Source organism: Bradyrhizobium xenonodulans (genome assembly GCF_027594865.1).
Lineage (GTDB): Bacteria > Pseudomonadota > Alphaproteobacteria > Rhizobiales > Xanthobacteraceae > Bradyrhizobium > Bradyrhizobium xenonodulans.
On the sequence record NZ_CP089391.1, the window covers coordinates 4,166,878 to 4,183,675 of the forward strand.

Sequence of the window (16,798 nt, forward strand, 5' to 3'; positions counted from 1 at the left end):
GCTGCATTAAGGCGGCCGGACTAGATTGCGCGGCATCTGTTGCGTGATCAGAGTTTCCTTGATGTCCCAGGCGGGCCCGATCCTGTTTGTGTCCAACGCCGAGCGGCCGCCCTTCATTGCGGCGCTGGACGAGGCCCGATTGTTCCCCGTCGTCGACACCGACTGGGCCAGCGCGGCGCGCGCGGTCGAGCAGGTGCAACCGGCCGCGATTCTCGCCGCGATGCATGCCGGGCACGAGCCGCACATGGCGCCGCTCGCCAGGAAGATCGCGGATCAATCGCCCTATCTGCCCTTCGTGGCGCTGGATGCGGCGGGCATGCTCCCGCACAACGCCCTGCCCTTCTCCTCGCGCGGCGGCAATTCCGACCGCCTGGTCGCGCGGCTCCGCGCCGCGCTGCGCATCCGCACGCTCCATGCCACCGTGCTGCGCCGGCTGCCCGAGGTGAAGGTCGCGCTGCCGGACGGTGATCCGGCACGCGACGCCACCGTGCTCCTGATCGGCCGTGGTGCAACCTATCCCGCGCTGTCCGTCGCACTCGGCGAACGCGTTGGCGTCGTCGGCGCGCTCTCGATCGAGGCCGCCGCCAAACATCTCAACACCCGCGACCTCGACGGCGTCGTGCTCGCCGAGGGTTTTACGGCGCGCGTGACCGATGCCTTCCTCACAGTACTCGCCGAGGACACCCGCTTTCGCAGCCTGCCCGTGGTCGTCACCGCGCACCAACTCACGCAGAGCTACGATCTGCCCAATCTCGAGCTGATCCCGGGCGAGCCGGCCAAGGTCGCCGCCAATGCACTGCCGCTGATCCGCCAGCATGCGATGGAAGCGCAATTGAGCCGCACACTGCGCTCGATCGATGCCGGCGGCTGGCTCGATCCGCGCAGCGGCCTGCTCACGGTGGAAGCGTTCGCGCGTGATTTTGCCAAGGCCGTGGAGCAGACGCTCGCCCGCGGCGGCGGCCTCTCCGTGGCGCGCTTCGCCTTCGATCCCGGCAACTCCCGCGCCCAGCTCGACGCCGCGCGTATCCTGAGCCGCCTGATGCGGCAGATGGATTTTGGCGCGGCGCAGAAGGACGGCTCGGTCATCGTCGTGTTCGCGGAGACCGATTTCCGCACGGCGCATATGATCGCCCGCCGCCTGTCGGCGGTGATGCGGCACACGTCGAACGGCAAGCACGAGATGCGCAGCGATCCCGTGGTCAGCGTGGACTCGCTGTCGCCGTCGGATACGGCGCGGTCGCTGCTGGCGCGGCTGTCGGCGGACGCGTCAAGGGCAGCGTCGTAGCTACACCCTCACTGCCGTAGGGTGGGCAAAGCGAAGCGTGCCCACCATTTTCATTACGATCTCGGAAAGATGGTGGCACGGCGCAGAGCGCCTTTGCCCACCCTACGGCAGCGCGGCTCTTATGAGCGCTCGCCCCTAGCCGCCGCCCTTCGTCCCTGGTTGCGCGTTGGTCGCAAGAGCGGGAGCAGGCGTAGCGAGGAGAAAGCCAACAGTCTCGTTCAGAAGCTCGTGGGCACGGTCGACGATGTCGTCCAGCGAGATCGTCTTCGCGAACATGCGCTGTGCTTCAGCCAGCAGCTGCTCCCGGGTCGGCATGCTGGCCAGACGCAGATCGGCATGGTGCTGCAACTGAACGAGCGTATCCCGCACCGACAATTCGGTCTCGTGGATCGAGGTCCTGATCGCCTGCGCGATGTGCTCGGGATTGAAGCGGGCGGCGAGCTGCTCGGCCGCCTGCTTGACCACGCGCGAGCCCAACCGATGCTCGTTGCGCAGGACCTGCTTCGGGGGCGCCTTCAAATCCCGGACGATCCCGAACCAGGACAGGGCCACCAGGATATAATAGGTGAAGTCGATCTCGTACCAATAGAAGCCCTGCCGCGCGCTGGCCTGATAGGCGTGGTGATTGTTGTGCCACCCCTCACCCATCGTGAAGAATGCGAGCAGCCAATTGTTGCGGGAGTCATCGCCGGTCACATACCGCCGGCGGCCGTGAACATGCGCGAGGGAATTGATGCAGAACGTGGCGTGATACACCAGCACGGTGCTCCAGAGGAAGCCGACCACGAGTCCTGACCACCCCGCAATGAGGAAGCAGAGGCCCGCGAGCACGAAGGCCGGCAGAAGCTCCAGCCTGTGCAGCCACATCAACTCGGGATAGGCCGCCAGGTCCGACACTTTCACGAGATCGGTCGCATCGTGCTGCCGGTAGAATATCCAGCCGAGATGACTGTAGACGAAGCCCTTGTGCCGCGGTGAATGCACATCATGCGCCGTATCGGAATGAAGATGATGATGGCGATGCTTGGCAGCCCACCACAACACGCTTTTCTGGGCGCTGCTCTGGGCCAGGAAGGCCAGGATGAACTGAAACAACCGGCTGGTCGCGTAGGCCCGATGCGAGAAGTACCGATGATACCCGGCCGTGATCCCGAACATGCGCAGCCAGTACAGAACCACGCAAATGGTCACCGCTTGCCACGAAATTCCCGACCAGATCGCCGCGACACATCCCACGTGGACCAATACGAACGGCAGGACCTGCGGATACATGACGTCGTCGTGTTCGTCGTCGGTGTCCTGGTCTCGCTCGATATTGATGGGCACGCTCGTAACCTCGGTTGTTTCAATGGGCGGGTACAAAAAACCCGCGGCCGGTAAACCAGTCGCGGGTCGCACGAACCAGAGGCTCTGTGACGTGGCCAAGTCGTTTGGCCGAAACTCCACGAATCGAACATGGCTGTTGTTCGATCATTCTGCAAGTGGCCAGATGTCGCTGTTTTCGTATCCAAATACCGCGTTAGTGGCCCCGGGAACCACTACGCCGCCTTCTTGCTCTCGGCAAGCTGCGCCAGCTGCCGCATGATCTCGGTGGTTCCGGCGAGACGCTCTTCCGGCGTCTCCCAGTCCTGTAAAAATACGACCTTCATGTCGGGCCGTACTTTTGCGGCCTGGCCATGGCTCTTGATGAACGACACCAGGCGTTCGGGATGAGCAAAGGAATTGTCGCGGAAGGCGATGACCGCGCCCTTCGGGCCGGCGTCGATCTTCCCGACATTGGCCCGGCGGCAGAACGCCTTGATTGCGGCGACCTTGAACAGGTAGCGCACCTCGTCGGGCAGCACGCCGAAGCGGTCGCGCATCTCGGCGCCGAAGTTCTCGATCTCCTCCTCGGTGTCGAGATCGGCGAGGCGCCGATACAGCGACAGCCGCACCGAGAGATCGCCGACATAGTCCTCCGGAATGAGCACCGGCATGCCGATGGTGATCGACGGCGACCAGCGGTCGGCGGCAGGCTCGGAGACGCCGGCCTTGAGGTTGACGATCGCCTCCTCCAGCATCGATTGATACAGCTCAAAGCCGACCTCCTTGATGTGGCCGGACTGCTCCTCGCCCAAGAGATTGCCGGCGCCGCGGATGTCGAGGTCGTGCGAGGCGAGCTGGAAGCCCGCGCCCAGCGTCTCCAGCGATTGCAGTACGGTGAGCCGGCGCTCGGCCTGCGCCGTGATCTTCTGCTGCGCCGGCAGCGTGAACAGCGCATAGGCCCGCAGCTTGGAACGGCCGACGCGGCCGCGGAGCTGATAGAGCTGCGCGAGGCCGAACATATCGGCGCGGTGCACGATCAACGTGTTGGCGTTGGGGATGTCGAGGCCGGATTCGACGATGGTCGTCGACAGCAGGATGTCGAACTTGCCGTCGTAGAACGCGGTCATGATGTCCTCGATCACGGCGGGCGGCATCTGGCCGTGGGCGACCGCAACCTTCATCTCCGGCACGTTCTTGTCGAGGAAGTCCTTGACCTCGGCGAGGTCGTCGATGCGCGGCACCACGTAGAACGCCTGGCCGCCGCGATAGCGCTCGCGCAGCAGCGCCTCGCGGATCATCAGCGGATCGTGCGGGGCGACGAAGGTACGGACCGCGAGACGGTCCACGGGAGGCGAGGCAATGATCGAGAGCTCGCGGACGCCGGTGAGCGCCAGTTGCAGCGTGCGCGGGATCGGCGTCGCCGACAGCGTCAGCACGTGCACTTCGGAACGCAGCGCCTTCAGCCGCTCCTTGTGAGTGACGCCAAAATGCTGCTCCTCGTCGACGATGACGAGGCCGAGATCGCGGAACTTGATGGCCTTGCCGAGCAGCGCGTGGGTGCCGACGACGATGTCGACCGAGCCGTCGGCAATGCCCTTCTTTACGAGGTTGAGCTCCTTGGTCGCAACCAGACGCGAGGCCTGCGCCACGTTCACCGGAAAGCCCTTGAAGCGCTCGGTGAAAGTTTTTGCGTGCTGGCGCGCCAACAGCGTGGTCGGCACCACGACCGCGACCTGCTTGCCTTCGAGCGCGACGGCAAACGCCGCGCGCAACGCCACCTCGGTTTTGCCGAAGCCGACGTCACCGCAGATCAGCCGGTCCATCGGACGGCCGAGCTCGAGGTCCTTCAGGGTGGATTCGATGGCCCCTAACTGGTCCTCGGTCTCGTCATAGGGGAACCGCGCACAGAACTCGTCGTAGAGGCCCGGCTGCACTGGCAGCTTCGGCGCCTCGTGCAGATGGCGCGCGGCGGCGATCTTGATCAGCTCGCCCGCGATCTCGCGGATACGGTTCTTGAGTTTTGCCTTGCGGGTCTGCCAGCCGGAGCCGCCGAGACGATCGAGCTCGACGGTGGTCTGGTCGGAGCCGTAGCGCGACAGCAGCTCGATGTTCTCGACCGGCAGGAATAGTTTTGCGTCAGCGGCATAATGCAATTCGAGACAATCATGCGGCGCGCCGGCGACGTCGAGCGTCTGCAAGCCGACAAAGCGGCCGATGCCGTGGTCGGCATGGACGACGATGTCGCCGGCCGTGAGGCTCGTCACCTCCGAGATGAAATTGTCGAGCTTGCGGCTCCCCTTGCGCGGCCGCACCAGGCGGTCGCCCAAAATATCTTGCTCGCTGATCAGCGCGATCTCGTCGGTCTCGAAACCGCTTTCGAGGCCGAGCACGGCCAGCATGGTCCCGTTGCGCGGGGTCGCCTGCACCGTGCGCCACGTGTTCACGCTGGTGGTGTGGGTCAGCTTGTGGTCGCGCAGCATCGAAGTCATGCGGTCGCGCGAGCCTTCGCTCCAGAGCGCGATCACGACCTTCTTGCGCTGGGCATGCAGCGCCATCACGTGACTGACGACGGACTCGAACACGTTGACGGTGGTGTCGTTACGTTCAGGCGCGAAGTCGCGGCCCTTGCGCGCGCCGGCATCGACGATGGTTGCGCCGTCGGCGGGCACCGAGAACTGCGTCAGCCGCACCAGCGGCATCTCGCCCTCGCGCTTCGTCCATTCGGCGTCGGTCAGATAGAGCCGGTCAGGCGGCAGCGGCTTGTAGATGGCGCCGCCGCCGGGATGCTCCATCGCATCGCGGCGGGCCTCGTAATAGTCCTGGATCTGCTTGAAGCGCTCGCGGACGGCGTCCTCGGCCTGCGGCTCGATCGCGATCGGAGCCCCTTGCAGATAGTCGAACAGCGTGTCCATCCGGTCCTGGAACAGCGGCAGCCAGTGCTCCATGCCGGGATGGCGGCGGCCTTCGCTGACGGCCTCGTACAGCGCATCGTCGCGCTCGGGCGCGCCGAACTCGGCGACATAGCCCATGCGGAACCGGCGGATCGTGTCGGTGACCAGCTGGAATTCCGAGACCGGCACCAGATTCAGCGCCCGCATGTCCCGCAGCGTGCGCTGGGTCTCGGCGTCGAAGGTGCGGATCGATTCCAGGCTGTCGCCGAAGAAGTCGAAGCGCACCGGCTGCTCGAGGCCGGCCGGAAACAGGTCGAGGATGCCGCCGCGCACGGCATATTCGCCGGGCTCGCGCACGGTGGACGAGCGATTGTAGCCGTTGTGCTCCAGCCAGGCGACGATGGTGTCCATCGGCACGACATTGCCCGGCGCGACCGACAGCGCCTGCGCCGCGACGAGCTCGCGCGCGGGCACCCGCTGCACGACGGCATTCACGGTCGTCAAAACGATCAGCGGCTTGTCGCTGCCGGTGAGCGAGGCCAGTCGTGCCAGCGTGGTCAGGCGTTGCGCCAGGATGCCGCCATGCGGCGAGACGCGGTCATAGGGCTGGCAGTCCCAGGCCGGGAAGGTCAGCACCGGCAGATCCGGCGCGAAGAATTGCAGCGCGCGTTCGAGCTGCTGCATCCGCGCGCCGTCGCGGCAGACCACGGCAAGGCTGACGGCCGGCTTCTTCGGCCGCGCCGCGATGGCGCGCGCGAGATCGGAGACGACGAGGCCCTCGGCGCCTTCCGCGACATTGGCAAGCGTCAGCGCGCGGCCGGGCGTGAGCAGCTCGGCCGGCGACTTCAAACCCGGTTTCATAGATCGCCGTCCGTAATCGGAAACGCCTTGATGCGGGCAAACAGCGCGCCGGTGACATCAGGTGGCAGCACCTTGTCGCCGGTGATGGCAGCATAGAGATCGGGATCGTTGGCCTCGAGCAGGGCCTCGAGTTCGGTCAATTCAAGCTCGGACAGATTGCCGATCTCGGCATCCGCGAACCGGCCGAGGATCAAATCCATCTCGCGCGTGCCGCGGTGCCAGCAGCGGAACAGCAGCCGCTTGCGGCGGTCGTCCAGCCCGTTGCTCGATCGTGTCGTTCCCGTCATGTCTCAAATCCAGTCAAACGCCAAAAGCCCGGACGTGCCGGGCCGGGGTGATATAGCCACTCGAACCTGCCGTGTCAGCCCTCGATTTGTCATGCCCGCCGCTCGCGCCGGGACGCGAAAAAAGACGTGGATGCCGGGCATAAAGCCGGGCATGACGGGCCAAAACGATCCTAGATTCGCCCCCATGCGCCCCAGCCTGCTCAATCCGCTGTTTGCTGCCGTGACCAGCCTGCCCGGCGTCGGTCCGAAGCAGGACAAGCTGCTGCAATATTTGCTCAGCCGGAGCGAGACGCCGCGGCTGGTCGATCTGCTGCTGCATCTGCCGAGCCAGGTCATCGACCGTAGGGCCCGGCCGAAGATCCGCGACGCCGTGCAGGGAACCATGGTGACGCTGGAGGTCACCGTCGACCGCCACCGCCCACCCCCGCCACGCAACGCGCGCGCGCCGTATCTGGTCTATGCCAGCGACGACACCGGCGACGTCGTGCTGACCTTCTTCCGCGCCAAGCCCGGCTATGTCGAAAAACTGCTGCCCGTCGGCGAGAAGCGCTACGTCTCCGGCACGCTGCAGATGTATGACGGCATCCCGCAGATCGTGCATCCCGACCGCGTGCTGGACGAGGAGGCGATCTCAAAGCTCTCGGGCATCGACCCCGTCTATCCCCTGACGGAGGGCCTCGCGCTCGGCTCGCTCCGCCGTGCGATCGCGCAGGCGCTGCAAAAGCTGCCGGCCCTGCCCGAATGGATCAGCCCTGAGGTGCTGCGCCGTTGCAATTTCCCGCCGATCACCGAAGCGCTCAACCGCGTACACCAGCCGGTCGAGCTCACGGACATCCTGCCTGACCAGCCGTTCTGGTCGCGGCTCGCCTTCGATGAACTCTTGGCCGGCCAGCTTGCGCTCGCCCTGATCCGCGCGCAACTGCGTCGCCCCGCCGGCGTGCGCAATGCCGGCGACGGGCACTTGCGCAACCAGATCATCGACGCCCTGCCCTATGCACTCACGCCCTCGCAGCGCAACGCCGCGGCGGCCATCGCCGAGGATCTGAAGCAGCCGGTGCGCATGCTGCGGCTGCTCCAGGGCGACGTCGGCTCCGGCAAGACCGTGGTGGCGCTGCTCGCGGCAGCCGCTGTCGCCGAGGTCGGCAAGCAGGCCGCACTGATGGCCCCGACTGAAATTCTGGCGCGCCAGCACATCAAGACCATCGCGCCGCTGGCCGAACGCGCCGGATTGCGGGTCGCGATCCTCACCGGCCGCGAAAAGGGCAAGGAGCGGCGCGAGCTGCTGGCGCAGCTTGAAGCTGGCGAGATCAATCTCCTCGTCGGCACCCACGCGCTGATCCAGGACGACGTGATCTTTCATGATCTCGCCCTCGCCATCGTCGACGAGCAGCATCGCTTTGGCGTGCGCGAACGGCTGGCGTTGACATCGAAGGGCGAAGCCGTCGACGTGCTGGTGCTGAGCGCCACGCCCATTCCGCGCACGCTGGTGCTGACCTATTTCGGCGACATGGACGTCAGCGAGCTCCGCGAGAAGCCGGCCGGCCGCCAGCCGATCGAAACCCGCACCATCTCGATGAGCCGCCTCGACGAGGTCACGGAGAGCATCGGCCGCGCGCTCCAGTCCGGCAAGCTGGTCTACTGGATCTGCCCGCTGGTCGATGAGTCCGAGGCCGAAGGCACCGAGCATCTCACCAATGCGACCAAACGCTTCGAGAGCCTGCAGAAGCGTTTCGGCGACCGCGTCGGCCTGGTTCACGGCCAGATGAAGGGCGCCGAAAAGGACCGCGTGATGGGCCAGTTCGCTGCCCACGAGATCGGCCTCTTGGTTGCGACCACCGTGGTCGAGGTCGGCGTCGACGTGCCGGCCGCCACCATCATGGTGATCGAGAACGCCGAACGCTTTGGTCTCGCCCAGCTGCATCAGCTCCGCGGCCGCATCGGGCGCGGCTCGGAAGCCTCGACCTGCCTGCTGCTCTATTCGGAGCCGCTCGGCGAGATGTCGAAGGCCCGGCTGAAGGTGATCCGCGAGACCACCGACGGTTTTCGCATCGCCGAGGAAGACCTGAAGCTGCGCGGCGAAGGCGACGTGCTGGGCGTGCGCCAGAGCGGCCTGCCCGGCTACCGCATCGCGCGCTCGGAGGTGCACGGCCAGCTCATCACCCAGGCTAGAGACGAAGCGCTGCGCATCCTGAAGGACGATCCGCAGCTGAAAGGCGAACGCGGCGAGGCGCTAAGATGCCTGCTGTATCTCTACGAGCGTGACGAGGCGATCCCGCTGATCGGGGCGGGTTAGCTCGCCGCCCTTTGCCGCCCGATCTCGTAGGCCGCCACATGCGCGCGGGCCAGATCCAACAGCGGCGTGTCGATGCCGAGCGCACGGGCCCGGTTGGCCATGTCACCGAGGATGTGCTCCGCCTCAGTGATTGAACCGCGCTCGATGTCGCGCAGCATCGACGCCTTGAGCGGCGAGTTCACCGTCGTGAAGAGATTTCGGTCAAATTCAATGAAAGCTGTGCGTGGTTCGAAACCGGAAGCCGTCGCGACGGAGCAGCATTCCGCAAACAGGCGGAAGATAAACGCCTCGCCGTTCGGCACCGTCAGGATGTCTCCAATGCTGGCGCGCATCAGGCAGGTGATGCCGGCGAGCGTCGAGAGCTGGACGAATTTCTCCCACATGTCCTGCATGATCTCTTCGCTCGCGCGCACGTCGATACCGGGCACCCGCAGCAGCGTCTCCAGCGCGAGCACGCGATCGCTCAGCGCTCCCTTGGTCTCGCCGAAAACGATCGTCTGGTTGGCCATGAACTGAACGACACGGCCATCAGCGTCGAGCCCGGCACTGACGTTGGCGAGCCCGCCGAGGACGCAGCTCGCGCCGAACCGCGCGGTCAGGGCGTCGATATGCTTCAACCCGTTGAGGATGGGCAAGATCATCGTGCTACCGCCGACGGCCGGAGCAAACTGGCTCATGGCATCGTCGAGCGAATAGGATTTCACGCCGACCAGCACGACGTCGAAGGCGTCCTTGAGATCATCCGCCACGAGGATCTTCGGCTGGAGCGCAAAGTCGCCATGCGGGCTCACGACCTGCAATCCATTCCGCCGCAATTGCTCCGCACGTCCAGCCCGCACCAGAAAGGTCACGTCGCGGCCGGCTCGGACCAGGCAAGCTCCGTAATAACCACCAAGCGCGCCCGCGCCGATCACCAGCACTCTCATTCGAACTCCCATTGCAGAGGAACTGCCTCCGCGGAAGCAATAGCAGATGGGCCTCCCGCCGTCTCCTCCTCGTCATTGCGAGGAGCAAGGCGACGAAGCAATCCGGAGTGCCTCCGCCGAGGCCGCCTGGATTGCTTCGCTTCGCTCGCAATGACGATGGGTGTAGAGCCCGGCACATGTCGACCGAGTCATTCGTGGCAACGCCCCCTCACCCCCTATGCGCCTGCAAGAACTTCCCGTGCTCGGCCTCAGTCACTTCGTTGGCGGGGAACATGCATTCGAGCCGGAGTTCTTCCGCGGTCACTGTCTGCGGCGTTCCGACGGTCGTGATCAGGGAAAAATAGTCCAGCGTCACACCATCCTTGACGAAGCTGAGCGGGATTATCGGCATCGCATCGGAGGTCGACGGCGCGCGCCATTCCGGCTTCACGTCGGGATATCGCGACAGCTCCTCCAGCAGCGCCTTGGTCCTGAGATCGACGACGTGCCCGACCGCTTCGCGATGCACCCGTGCGAGCAATCCGCGCGCGGTCTGCGGCCAGTTCGCGATGAAGGGACGCATGCCGTCCGGATCGAACATGAGGTGCAGCAGGTTCCGCGGAGTCGGCCGCGCCGACATGTCGATGAAGCAGTTGAACAGAAGCGGCGCGGCCTCGTTGGTCATCAGCACGTTCCAGTAGCGGTCCATGACGATGGCCGGGAACGGCTCGTGCTGCTGGAGCATCCGTCGCAAGGCGCGGTTGATGCTCATCATGGCCGGCGTGTCCAGCGCGGGATCGGCATAGGACGGCGCGTAGCCCGCGGCCAGCAACAGCTCGTTCCGCTCGCGCAAGGGCACGTCGAGAGCCTGGGCCAGATCGAGCAGCATCTGGCGGCTCGGGATGCTGCGACCGCTCTCGACGAAGCTGATGTGCTTTTGCGAGACGCCGGCGTCGAAAGACAAATCGAGCTGCGTCTTGCCGCGAATGTCCCGCCATTGACGCAGCAGCGCGCCCGCGGACGTCGCGCGTGTCTTGGGGGCGCTGGCTGTGGCTTTCATTGTCGAACGATCCTTTCGATGGTGCCGCGTCGTCAACCCGCGAGCGCCGGTGCCCCGGGATCAACCCCGAGGCACCATTTGGGTCGCCAATGGCGGACAATCAACCGAAGGCGACCGGACCGACGGCCCCGACCCAGCGCTTCACCTTGGTCTCGTCTCGCTCGTCCATGTAGAAGAAGTGCGTCATGGTCGGATGCACCGTTGCGGATGCGCGATCGTCGGGCGTCATGTCGACGACACCGCGAAACACTTTCAGCGAGCCGGCATCCCAATATTCGGTGACGTGATGCAGCGCCGTGAAACCGGTGTCGATGAAGGCCTTCAGATTGGCGCGGATCGTCTCACGCCCCTTCCAGTCGGCGATGCCGAGATTGCAGACGGCGTCCTCCGCAAAGCAGTCAAACCCCTTCCCGAAGGTCTTGTCGTCGATCTCCCGCCACATGTCGAGCAGCCATAGCGGCGGCTCCTTCTTCGTAAATACAACTTGCATGGCTCGCTCCTCATTTGGTGACACACGCCTGGCAGAAGGCTTGAAATCCTCCCGGCGGGCAGATGAGCGGGAGACTAGTCGGCCGGCGGATCGGCTCAATTACATGGGAGGTAATAAAGCGGAGCCTGGAAGGCGTGACCTTTCGCCCAGGCCGATTTCGTGAAAACCTTCCTGCCATGCGCCGGATCATCGTCGTTGGCTGCCAGGGAAGCGGAAAGACGAACCTCTCCCGGAATCTCGGGCGAAAGCTCACCCTGCCGGTGGTGCATCTCGACGTGCTCTACTGGCGGCCGGGCTGGAAGCCGTCCGACACGGCGAGCTTTCGGGCACGCGTCACGGAAGCGATTGCAGGCGAGGAATGGGTCGTCGACGGCAGCTTCGCGGGGCTGGCCTTCGATCTCACGCTCGCGCGCGCCGATACTCTTGTTATCATCGACCGCCCACGCTGGCTCTGCCAGTGGCGTATTCTCTGGCGCTCGGCGTTCGATCGTGACACGACGCGGCCAGATCTGCCGGAAGGGTGTCCGGAACGGTTCGACTGGAAGCTAATGCGCGAAGCGTGGCGCTACGACACCGAGCGTGCGCCTGTTATCGAGGCCGAGCGTGTGCAGCATGGCGCTGACGTCCCGGTCGTGCACCTGAAAAGCGACCGGGACATCGAAGGTTTTCTGGATTCCGTTTCACGCGCCGCGTGATCAATCACGGTGACGCGACACGCGACGACGGCGAAGTGCGCCCCGCTGCGCTATAAAGCTGTGGGCGCAGGCGCTTAGAACGGCGTGTCGCGATGCCGAGCAAGCTTTGGCCGGCCGATGAGACGACTTACACTTCGTGACCAATCTGCAGCACTTTTCAAATCAGCAAGTCGTGGACCAAAAGTCCTTTGCCATGATGCTGACCGGCGCTCGCCGCGTGTTCGTCCACGACGACCTTTGCTACTTCCAGAACTGCCGCGAGTTCGACGTCGTGACCGAGCAGACCAGACAAATCATTAGGTACTTCCAGCTCAACGGCCGCGGTGGGAGAAGGAGTAGCCGGGTTATTGAAGCGGAATACCGGTTCTTGGCCGGCGCCGCCGGTCTCGGACGCAGCTTCAGCCGGCTGGGCATCTGATGCGTTGAAAACAGCGGACTGTGGAACGTGCTGCGAGTTACCTTGGCTAGCACTATTACCGGGTGCGCCGCTCGTTTCGATCGGCTCGGCTACCCCCATAGCGCTTGCAGAGGCCCTATTTGTAGGTAGCTCCGAGTTGCCCTGCCCGGGGTCGACGTTTGGTTCTGACATCTCGGAGGCCGTGGGCGCCTTCGCAGCGGCCGAGTTCGAGTCTTGCGGCTCGGTGCCATGCCCAACATCGTCGCCCGGTATGATACCGGATTCGGCCAGCTCGGTGACTGCTGCCTTTGTGGAAGCCGGCTCCGAAGCGTGCTCCGAGTGACCCTGCCCCGGGCTCTTACCAGGCGCGACGCCAGTTTCGGTCGGCTCGTCCGTTCCGTCAGCGCTTGCAGACGCCGTGTGCGAAGGGGCCACCGATTTGCCGTGCGTGGGGTCGACGTCAGGTTCTGTCATCTCGGAGACCGTGGGCGCCTTCGCAGCGGCCGAGTTCGAGTCTTGCGGCTCGGTGCCATGCTCGACATCGTCGCCCGGTATGATACCGGCTTCGGCCAGCTCGGTGACTGCTGCCTTTGTGGAAGCCGACTCCGAAGCGTGGTCCGAGTGACCCTGCCCCGGGCTCTTACCGAGCGCGACGCCAGTTTCGGTCGGCTCGGCCGTTCCGTCAGCGCTTGCAGACGCCGTGTGCGAAGGGGCCTCCGATTGGCCGTGTGCGGGGTCGACGTCAGGTTCTGTGGAGGCCGTGGGTGCCTTCGCAGCGGCCGAGTTCGAGTCTTGCGGCTCGGTGCCATGCCCGACATCGTTGCCCGGTATGATGCCGGATTCGGCAACTTTGACTGCTGCCTTTGCGGAAGCCGACTCCGAAGCGTGCTCCGAGTGACCCTGCCGCGGGCCATTACCCGGCGCGACGTCAGTTTCGGTCGGCGCGGCCATTCCTTCAGCGCTTGCAGACGCCGCGTGCGAAGGGGCCTCCGATTTGCCGTGCGCGGGGTCGACGTCAGGTTCTGTGGAGGCCGTGGGCGACTTCGCAGCAGCCGAGTTCGAGTCTTGCGGCTCGGTGCCGTGCCCGACGCCATTGCCCGGTATGATTCCAAGTTCGGCAACTTTGACTGCTGCCTTTGCGGAAGCTGACTCCGAAGCGTGCTCCGAGTGCCCCTGGCCCGGGCTCTTACCGGGTGCGACGCCAGTTTCGGTCGACGCGGCCGTTCCGTCAGCGCTTGCAGAAGCCGTGTGCGAAGGGGCCTCCGATTTGCCGTGCGCGGAGTGGACGCCCGGTTCTGTCATCCCGGAGGCCGTGGACGCCTTCGCAGCAGCCGAGTTCGAGTCCTGCGGCTCGGTGCCATGTCCGACGCCGTTGCCCGGTATGATTCCAAGTTCGGCAAGTTTGGTGACTGCTGCCTTTGCGCGGACCGGCTCCAAAGCGTGCTCCGAATTACCGTGGCCCGCGCTGTTACCGGGTGCAAGGCTAGGTTCGATGATCTCGGCGGCAGCGACCGGGGTCGAGATTGCGGCGCTTTCCATGCCGAGATCGAAAAACTCGGGTCCAGCGGTTGCGTGCGCCGCACCGTGTCCGGTCGACGAAGCGCCGGCGTTCGCCTGGATCGGCTCCTTTTTGAATGTGAGACTTTCCTCGGCCGGGATCGTCGCGCTGCTGTGAGCAAGCTGGATTGATAAAACGTGGGCCGACACACCAGCCGCACCATCGCCCTCTTCCGTCGCATCAGCAGAGCCGTCGCCGTGACTGGCGAGCCGAGCCGAAATGTTGGACCCGACCCGCTCCCGCCCGAAATGAAACCTCAAGCCGTCGTCAGCAGCGATCGTCCAGACATCAGCGCGTGCCTTCGCTTCGATAGCATCACCGCTGTCCGTGCTCAGAACGGTCCCATCGCTCGCGGTCGCCACCAGCAGCGCAGCATCGATTCCATCGAAAGCCACCGCCACAGCCGCCTCTTCCCGCTGGTAGACGAAATCCGACTCTGCAACGGACACAACTCCCTGCAAATGGATTTCCACAAGACCGGCATCGCCGATATCAAGGCTGCGATCCGTCGAATTCACATAGACGATCGTCTCATTGCTCGCGGGGTTGTAGATCCAGGCAAGGGTATGCGGCGGCACTGACTGGCTTGCCGACGTCATGTGCAGGAACGCCAGCGCGCCGAAGGCCGCCAGGTTGATCCTGTCCGCCCCCGATGTGAAATCCATGATAACGTCGGACTTGGTAGAGTTGGAACGGGTCGCGGAACGATAGACAAAAATGTCATCGCCGTTGCCGCCCGTCAGCTGGTCACCGCCATATCCGCCGATGATGATATCGTCGCCGTTGACGGTGGGGGCGTCACCGGCGTCGCCATGAACGATCTGGCCCGCGTTTGCTTCTTCAGTGACGCTGTCGTGTCCAAGGGTCCCAAACCCCAGCGGCGGATGGAAGTCATGGACGACGGCCCCCGGAGCCGTCGCCACTTTTGTGGTGCCATCCATAGTGACGACCGTGGAGGTGTCGATCAGCGTTTCACCCGGACCGGCCGACTGCACCGCGGCATGGGAGTGGTCGAGCGCGTAGATCCACGCTCCGACGGTCATAGTGAAGGCGCCATACCCGCCATGATTCTTCATCGGATTCGGGGCAAACTGCGGCGGCGGAAACTGCTGCTGCGCCGTGAGGCTGCCGATTTGGCTATCGTTGATCGCCTGAAGCAGCGGCGAAATAAAAAAAGAGGGCGTGCCGGATCCAATCGGACCGTAGCTTCTCCCGAGACCGGAAAGGACAGCTTGCTCAGCCGCGTGCGGTACTTCCATTCTCGCCGCCGAGTTCGTGACTTGTCTTACCTCAGTGGAAGAGCCCTTCTGAGTGAGCACGCCCGTCTCGCCGGGATCAACAACGATGGTGTGCCGGAGAATCGCCTTCTTCCAGATTTCAAATCCCGGATGCTCACGATCGTTGTTGGCGGTGCTGTCGTCATCCTGGAAGGTGTCGTTGCTGTCCGACGCCCGGACGTCGTCCAAAATCGCGAACGCCAGTAGGGCGAGGGAGAGCGTGCCGAAGCCGCTGGGTCGTTGCAACAACGCGATCGTAGCGAGCACGGTCCTGTTACTGATTTCAAGCTTCTGAAATATGTTGTGAAGGTGCACTTTGACCGTGCCGTAGGAAACGTTTAGCTGCCGAGCAATTTCTTTGTTCGACATGCCTTCGGACACCAGTCGTACAATTTGGCGCTCCCGGTGCGTCAGCCCCCCCAGCATTTTTTCGATTTTGGCGCCGTTTGCTTCTTTCCCGCGCGGTGAGCCGTATTGGGACTGTTCCGGTGACGCACTGCGCTCCGCTATCAACCTCAGGGATCGCAGCATAATGTCGGGGTTCGCGTACTTCGAAATCGCACCGCAAGCGCCGGCGGCAATTGCCGCGCTGAGGTCGTCGACGCTTTCCGATTCGGTAAAGAACACCAACCGCGTGGAAAGATTCTCGGCTTTCGCAATGGCGAGGAGCTCGGATGCCGTCAGGTTCGGCAAGGTGTCAGCAAGAAACACGACATCGGGCGCCAGATTCCGAATTGCTTCGAGACAGCTCGTCCCGTTGCTACACGACGCGACAATCTGGAAGTCGTGCTGTGCTGCGAATGCCGACCTCAACCCCTGTAGAACGATCGGTTGCCGATCTGCGATCACCAGCCGGAAGCAGGGCGTGGATGTTTCGTGGGCCGCGGACACATCTACCATGGGCATGATCTCGCCTGCGCAGCGCGGTGCCCTTAAAGGGCCCGCGTAAAAACAATCAGCCGGTCAGTACTGACGCCCCGGCCCCAAATCCTCGTCTCAAATTACTTGCTACCGCTGTGGGTATAATCATACGTCACTGGAACGCCGCAATTACGTCGCAGCCCGACCATAGTCGTTTCTAATTCAATTCGATGCAATTAATGCTTGTATACTTAGTAGTAACGTAAATGGCGAGACGTCCCGCGTCATTGGCGCAAGTGGCGCCACTTGGTCAGGCCAATTTTCTCAGCGATTCCAGCTATTTGCTGCGCCGCACTCCGCGTAACGCCCCCCGAAACTGAATAGCTGGCATCACCGCTTCGGCCGTAGCCCTAATTTTCCGTCTATAGCTGCGGTTATATTGCCCGACAAAGGCTGGGCCGTTTTTATGGCCAAGCAGCACGGATCCCGACGGATTGGTGCAATGCCGAGATTAAGTTTTGCCTGATTGCACACCGTCAGATCTTGAAGACCAAATGATCGAGTCATCTCAGCGATACGAGGCGATTTGAAGAGCGGCAGATTTTGAAACCAACTGATTGACCAGGGGCGAAA

10 protein-coding genes are annotated in these 16,798 nt (G+C 63.9%); 3 read left to right on the plus strand and 7 right to left on the minus strand.

Going from position 1 to position 16,798, the window contains the following annotated elements; genetic code table 11:
- The first annotated feature begins 61 nt into the window (after window positions 1–61).
- Window positions 62–1,285, plus strand: a complete 1,224-nt coding sequence (locus I3J27_RS19590; protein ID WP_270160075.1) for a GGDEF domain-containing protein — start codon at window positions 62–64, stop codon at window positions 1,283–1,285.
- Window positions 1,286–1,420: 135 nt separating this feature from the next.
- Here the strand turns inward: I3J27_RS19590 and I3J27_RS19595 are convergent, their stop codons facing one another.
- From I3J27_RS19595 to I3J27_RS19605, 3 genes are all read right to left on the minus strand, one after another.
- Window positions 1,421–2,557, minus strand: coding sequence for an acyl-CoA desaturase (locus tag I3J27_RS19595; RefSeq protein ID WP_270172845.1), 1,137 nt, complete (start codon window positions 2,555–2,557; stop codon window positions 1,421–1,423).
- 266 nt (window positions 2,558–2,823) lie between these two features.
- Complete coding sequence (gene mfd, locus I3J27_RS19600; protein WP_270160076.1) at window positions 2,824–6,342, minus strand: transcription-repair coupling factor; 3,519 nt, start codon at window positions 6,340–6,342, stop codon at window positions 2,824–2,826.
- Window positions 6,339–6,629 (minus strand): FAD assembly factor SdhE, encoded by a 291-nt coding sequence (locus I3J27_RS19605; protein WP_270160077.1) that lies wholly within the window; start codon window positions 6,627–6,629, stop codon window positions 6,339–6,341. The genes mfd and I3J27_RS19605 overlap by 4 nt, the downstream gene beginning before the upstream one ends.
- A 184-nt stretch (window positions 6,630–6,813) precedes the next feature.
- Here I3J27_RS19605 and recG point away from each other — a divergent pair, with 184 nt between their 5' ends.
- Window positions 6,814–8,922, plus strand: a complete 2,109-nt coding sequence (gene recG, locus I3J27_RS19610) for an ATP-dependent DNA helicase RecG (protein ID WP_270160078.1) — start codon at window positions 6,814–6,816, stop codon at window positions 8,920–8,922.
- Here recG and panE read toward each other — a convergent pair.
- From panE to I3J27_RS19625, 3 genes are all read right to left on the minus strand, one after another.
- Window positions 8,919–9,848: a 2-dehydropantoate 2-reductase gene (gene panE, locus I3J27_RS19615; protein WP_270160079.1), complete on the minus strand. Its 930-nt coding sequence runs from the start codon at window positions 9,846–9,848 to the stop codon at window positions 8,919–8,921. The two genes, recG and panE, sit on opposite strands and share 4 nt — an antisense overlap.
- A 208-nt stretch (window positions 9,849–10,056) precedes the next feature.
- Complete coding sequence (locus tag I3J27_RS19620) at window positions 10,057–10,887, minus strand: helix-turn-helix domain-containing protein (RefSeq protein WP_270160080.1); 831 nt, start codon at window positions 10,885–10,887, stop codon at window positions 10,057–10,059.
- Between the two features lie 100 nt (window positions 10,888–10,987).
- Complete coding sequence (locus I3J27_RS19625) at window positions 10,988–11,377, minus strand: nuclear transport factor 2 family protein (protein ID WP_270160081.1); 390 nt, start codon at window positions 11,375–11,377, stop codon at window positions 10,988–10,990.
- 176 nt (window positions 11,378–11,553) lie between these two features.
- Here I3J27_RS19625 and I3J27_RS19630 point away from each other — a divergent pair, with 176 nt between their 5' ends.
- Window positions 11,554–12,072 carry a P-loop NTPase family protein gene (locus I3J27_RS19630; protein ID WP_270160082.1) on the plus strand — a complete coding sequence of 173 codons (519 nt, stop codon included), beginning with the start codon at window positions 11,554–11,556 and terminating at the stop codon, window positions 12,070–12,072.
- A gap of 157 nt (window positions 12,073–12,229) precedes the next feature.
- On the opposite strand, the gene I3J27_RS19635 is transcribed toward I3J27_RS19630, so the two are convergent.
- Window positions 12,230–16,204: a LuxR C-terminal-related transcriptional regulator gene (locus I3J27_RS19635; protein ID WP_270160083.1), complete on the minus strand. Its 3,975-nt coding sequence runs from the start codon at window positions 16,202–16,204 to the stop codon at window positions 12,230–12,232.
- Window positions 16,205–16,798: the final 594 nt, after the last annotated feature.

What these genes read in the sequence shown, in the direction of transcription:
- I3J27_RS19635 (WP_270160083.1), bottom strand. Translation starts at nt 16,204, where the DNA reads ATGGTAGATGTGTCCGCGGCCCACGAAACATCCACGCCCTGCTTCCGG.
- panE (WP_270160079.1), bottom strand. Translation starts at nt 9,848, where the DNA reads ATGAGAGTGCTGGTGATCGGCGCGGGCGCGCTTGGTGGTTATTACGGA.
- I3J27_RS19620 (WP_270160080.1), bottom strand. Translation starts at nt 10,887, where the DNA reads ATGAAAGCCACAGCCAGCGCCCCCAAGACACGCGCGACGTCCGCGGGC.
- I3J27_RS19605 (WP_270160077.1), bottom strand. Translation starts at nt 6,629, where the DNA reads ATGACGGGAACGACACGATCGAGCAACGGGCTGGACGACCGCCGCAAG.
- I3J27_RS19625 (WP_270160081.1), bottom strand. Translation starts at nt 11,377, where the DNA reads ATGCAAGTTGTATTTACGAAGAAGGAGCCGCCGCTATGGCTGCTCGAC.
- recG (WP_270160078.1), top strand. Translation starts at nt 6,814, where the DNA reads ATGCGCCCCAGCCTGCTCAATCCGCTGTTTGCTGCCGTGACCAGCCTG.
- I3J27_RS19630 (WP_270160082.1), top strand. Translation starts at nt 11,554, where the DNA reads ATGCGCCGGATCATCGTCGTTGGCTGCCAGGGAAGCGGAAAGACGAAC.
- mfd (WP_270160076.1), bottom strand. Translation starts at nt 6,342, where the DNA reads ATGAAACCGGGTTTGAAGTCGCCGGCCGAGCTGCTCACGCCCGGCCGC.
- I3J27_RS19595 (WP_270172845.1), bottom strand. Translation starts at nt 2,557, where the DNA reads ATGTATCCGCAGGTCCTGCCGTTCGTATTGGTCCACGTGGGATGTGTC.
- I3J27_RS19590 (WP_270160075.1), top strand. Translation starts at nt 62, where the DNA reads ATGTCCCAGGCGGGCCCGATCCTGTTTGTGTCCAACGCCGAGCGGCCG.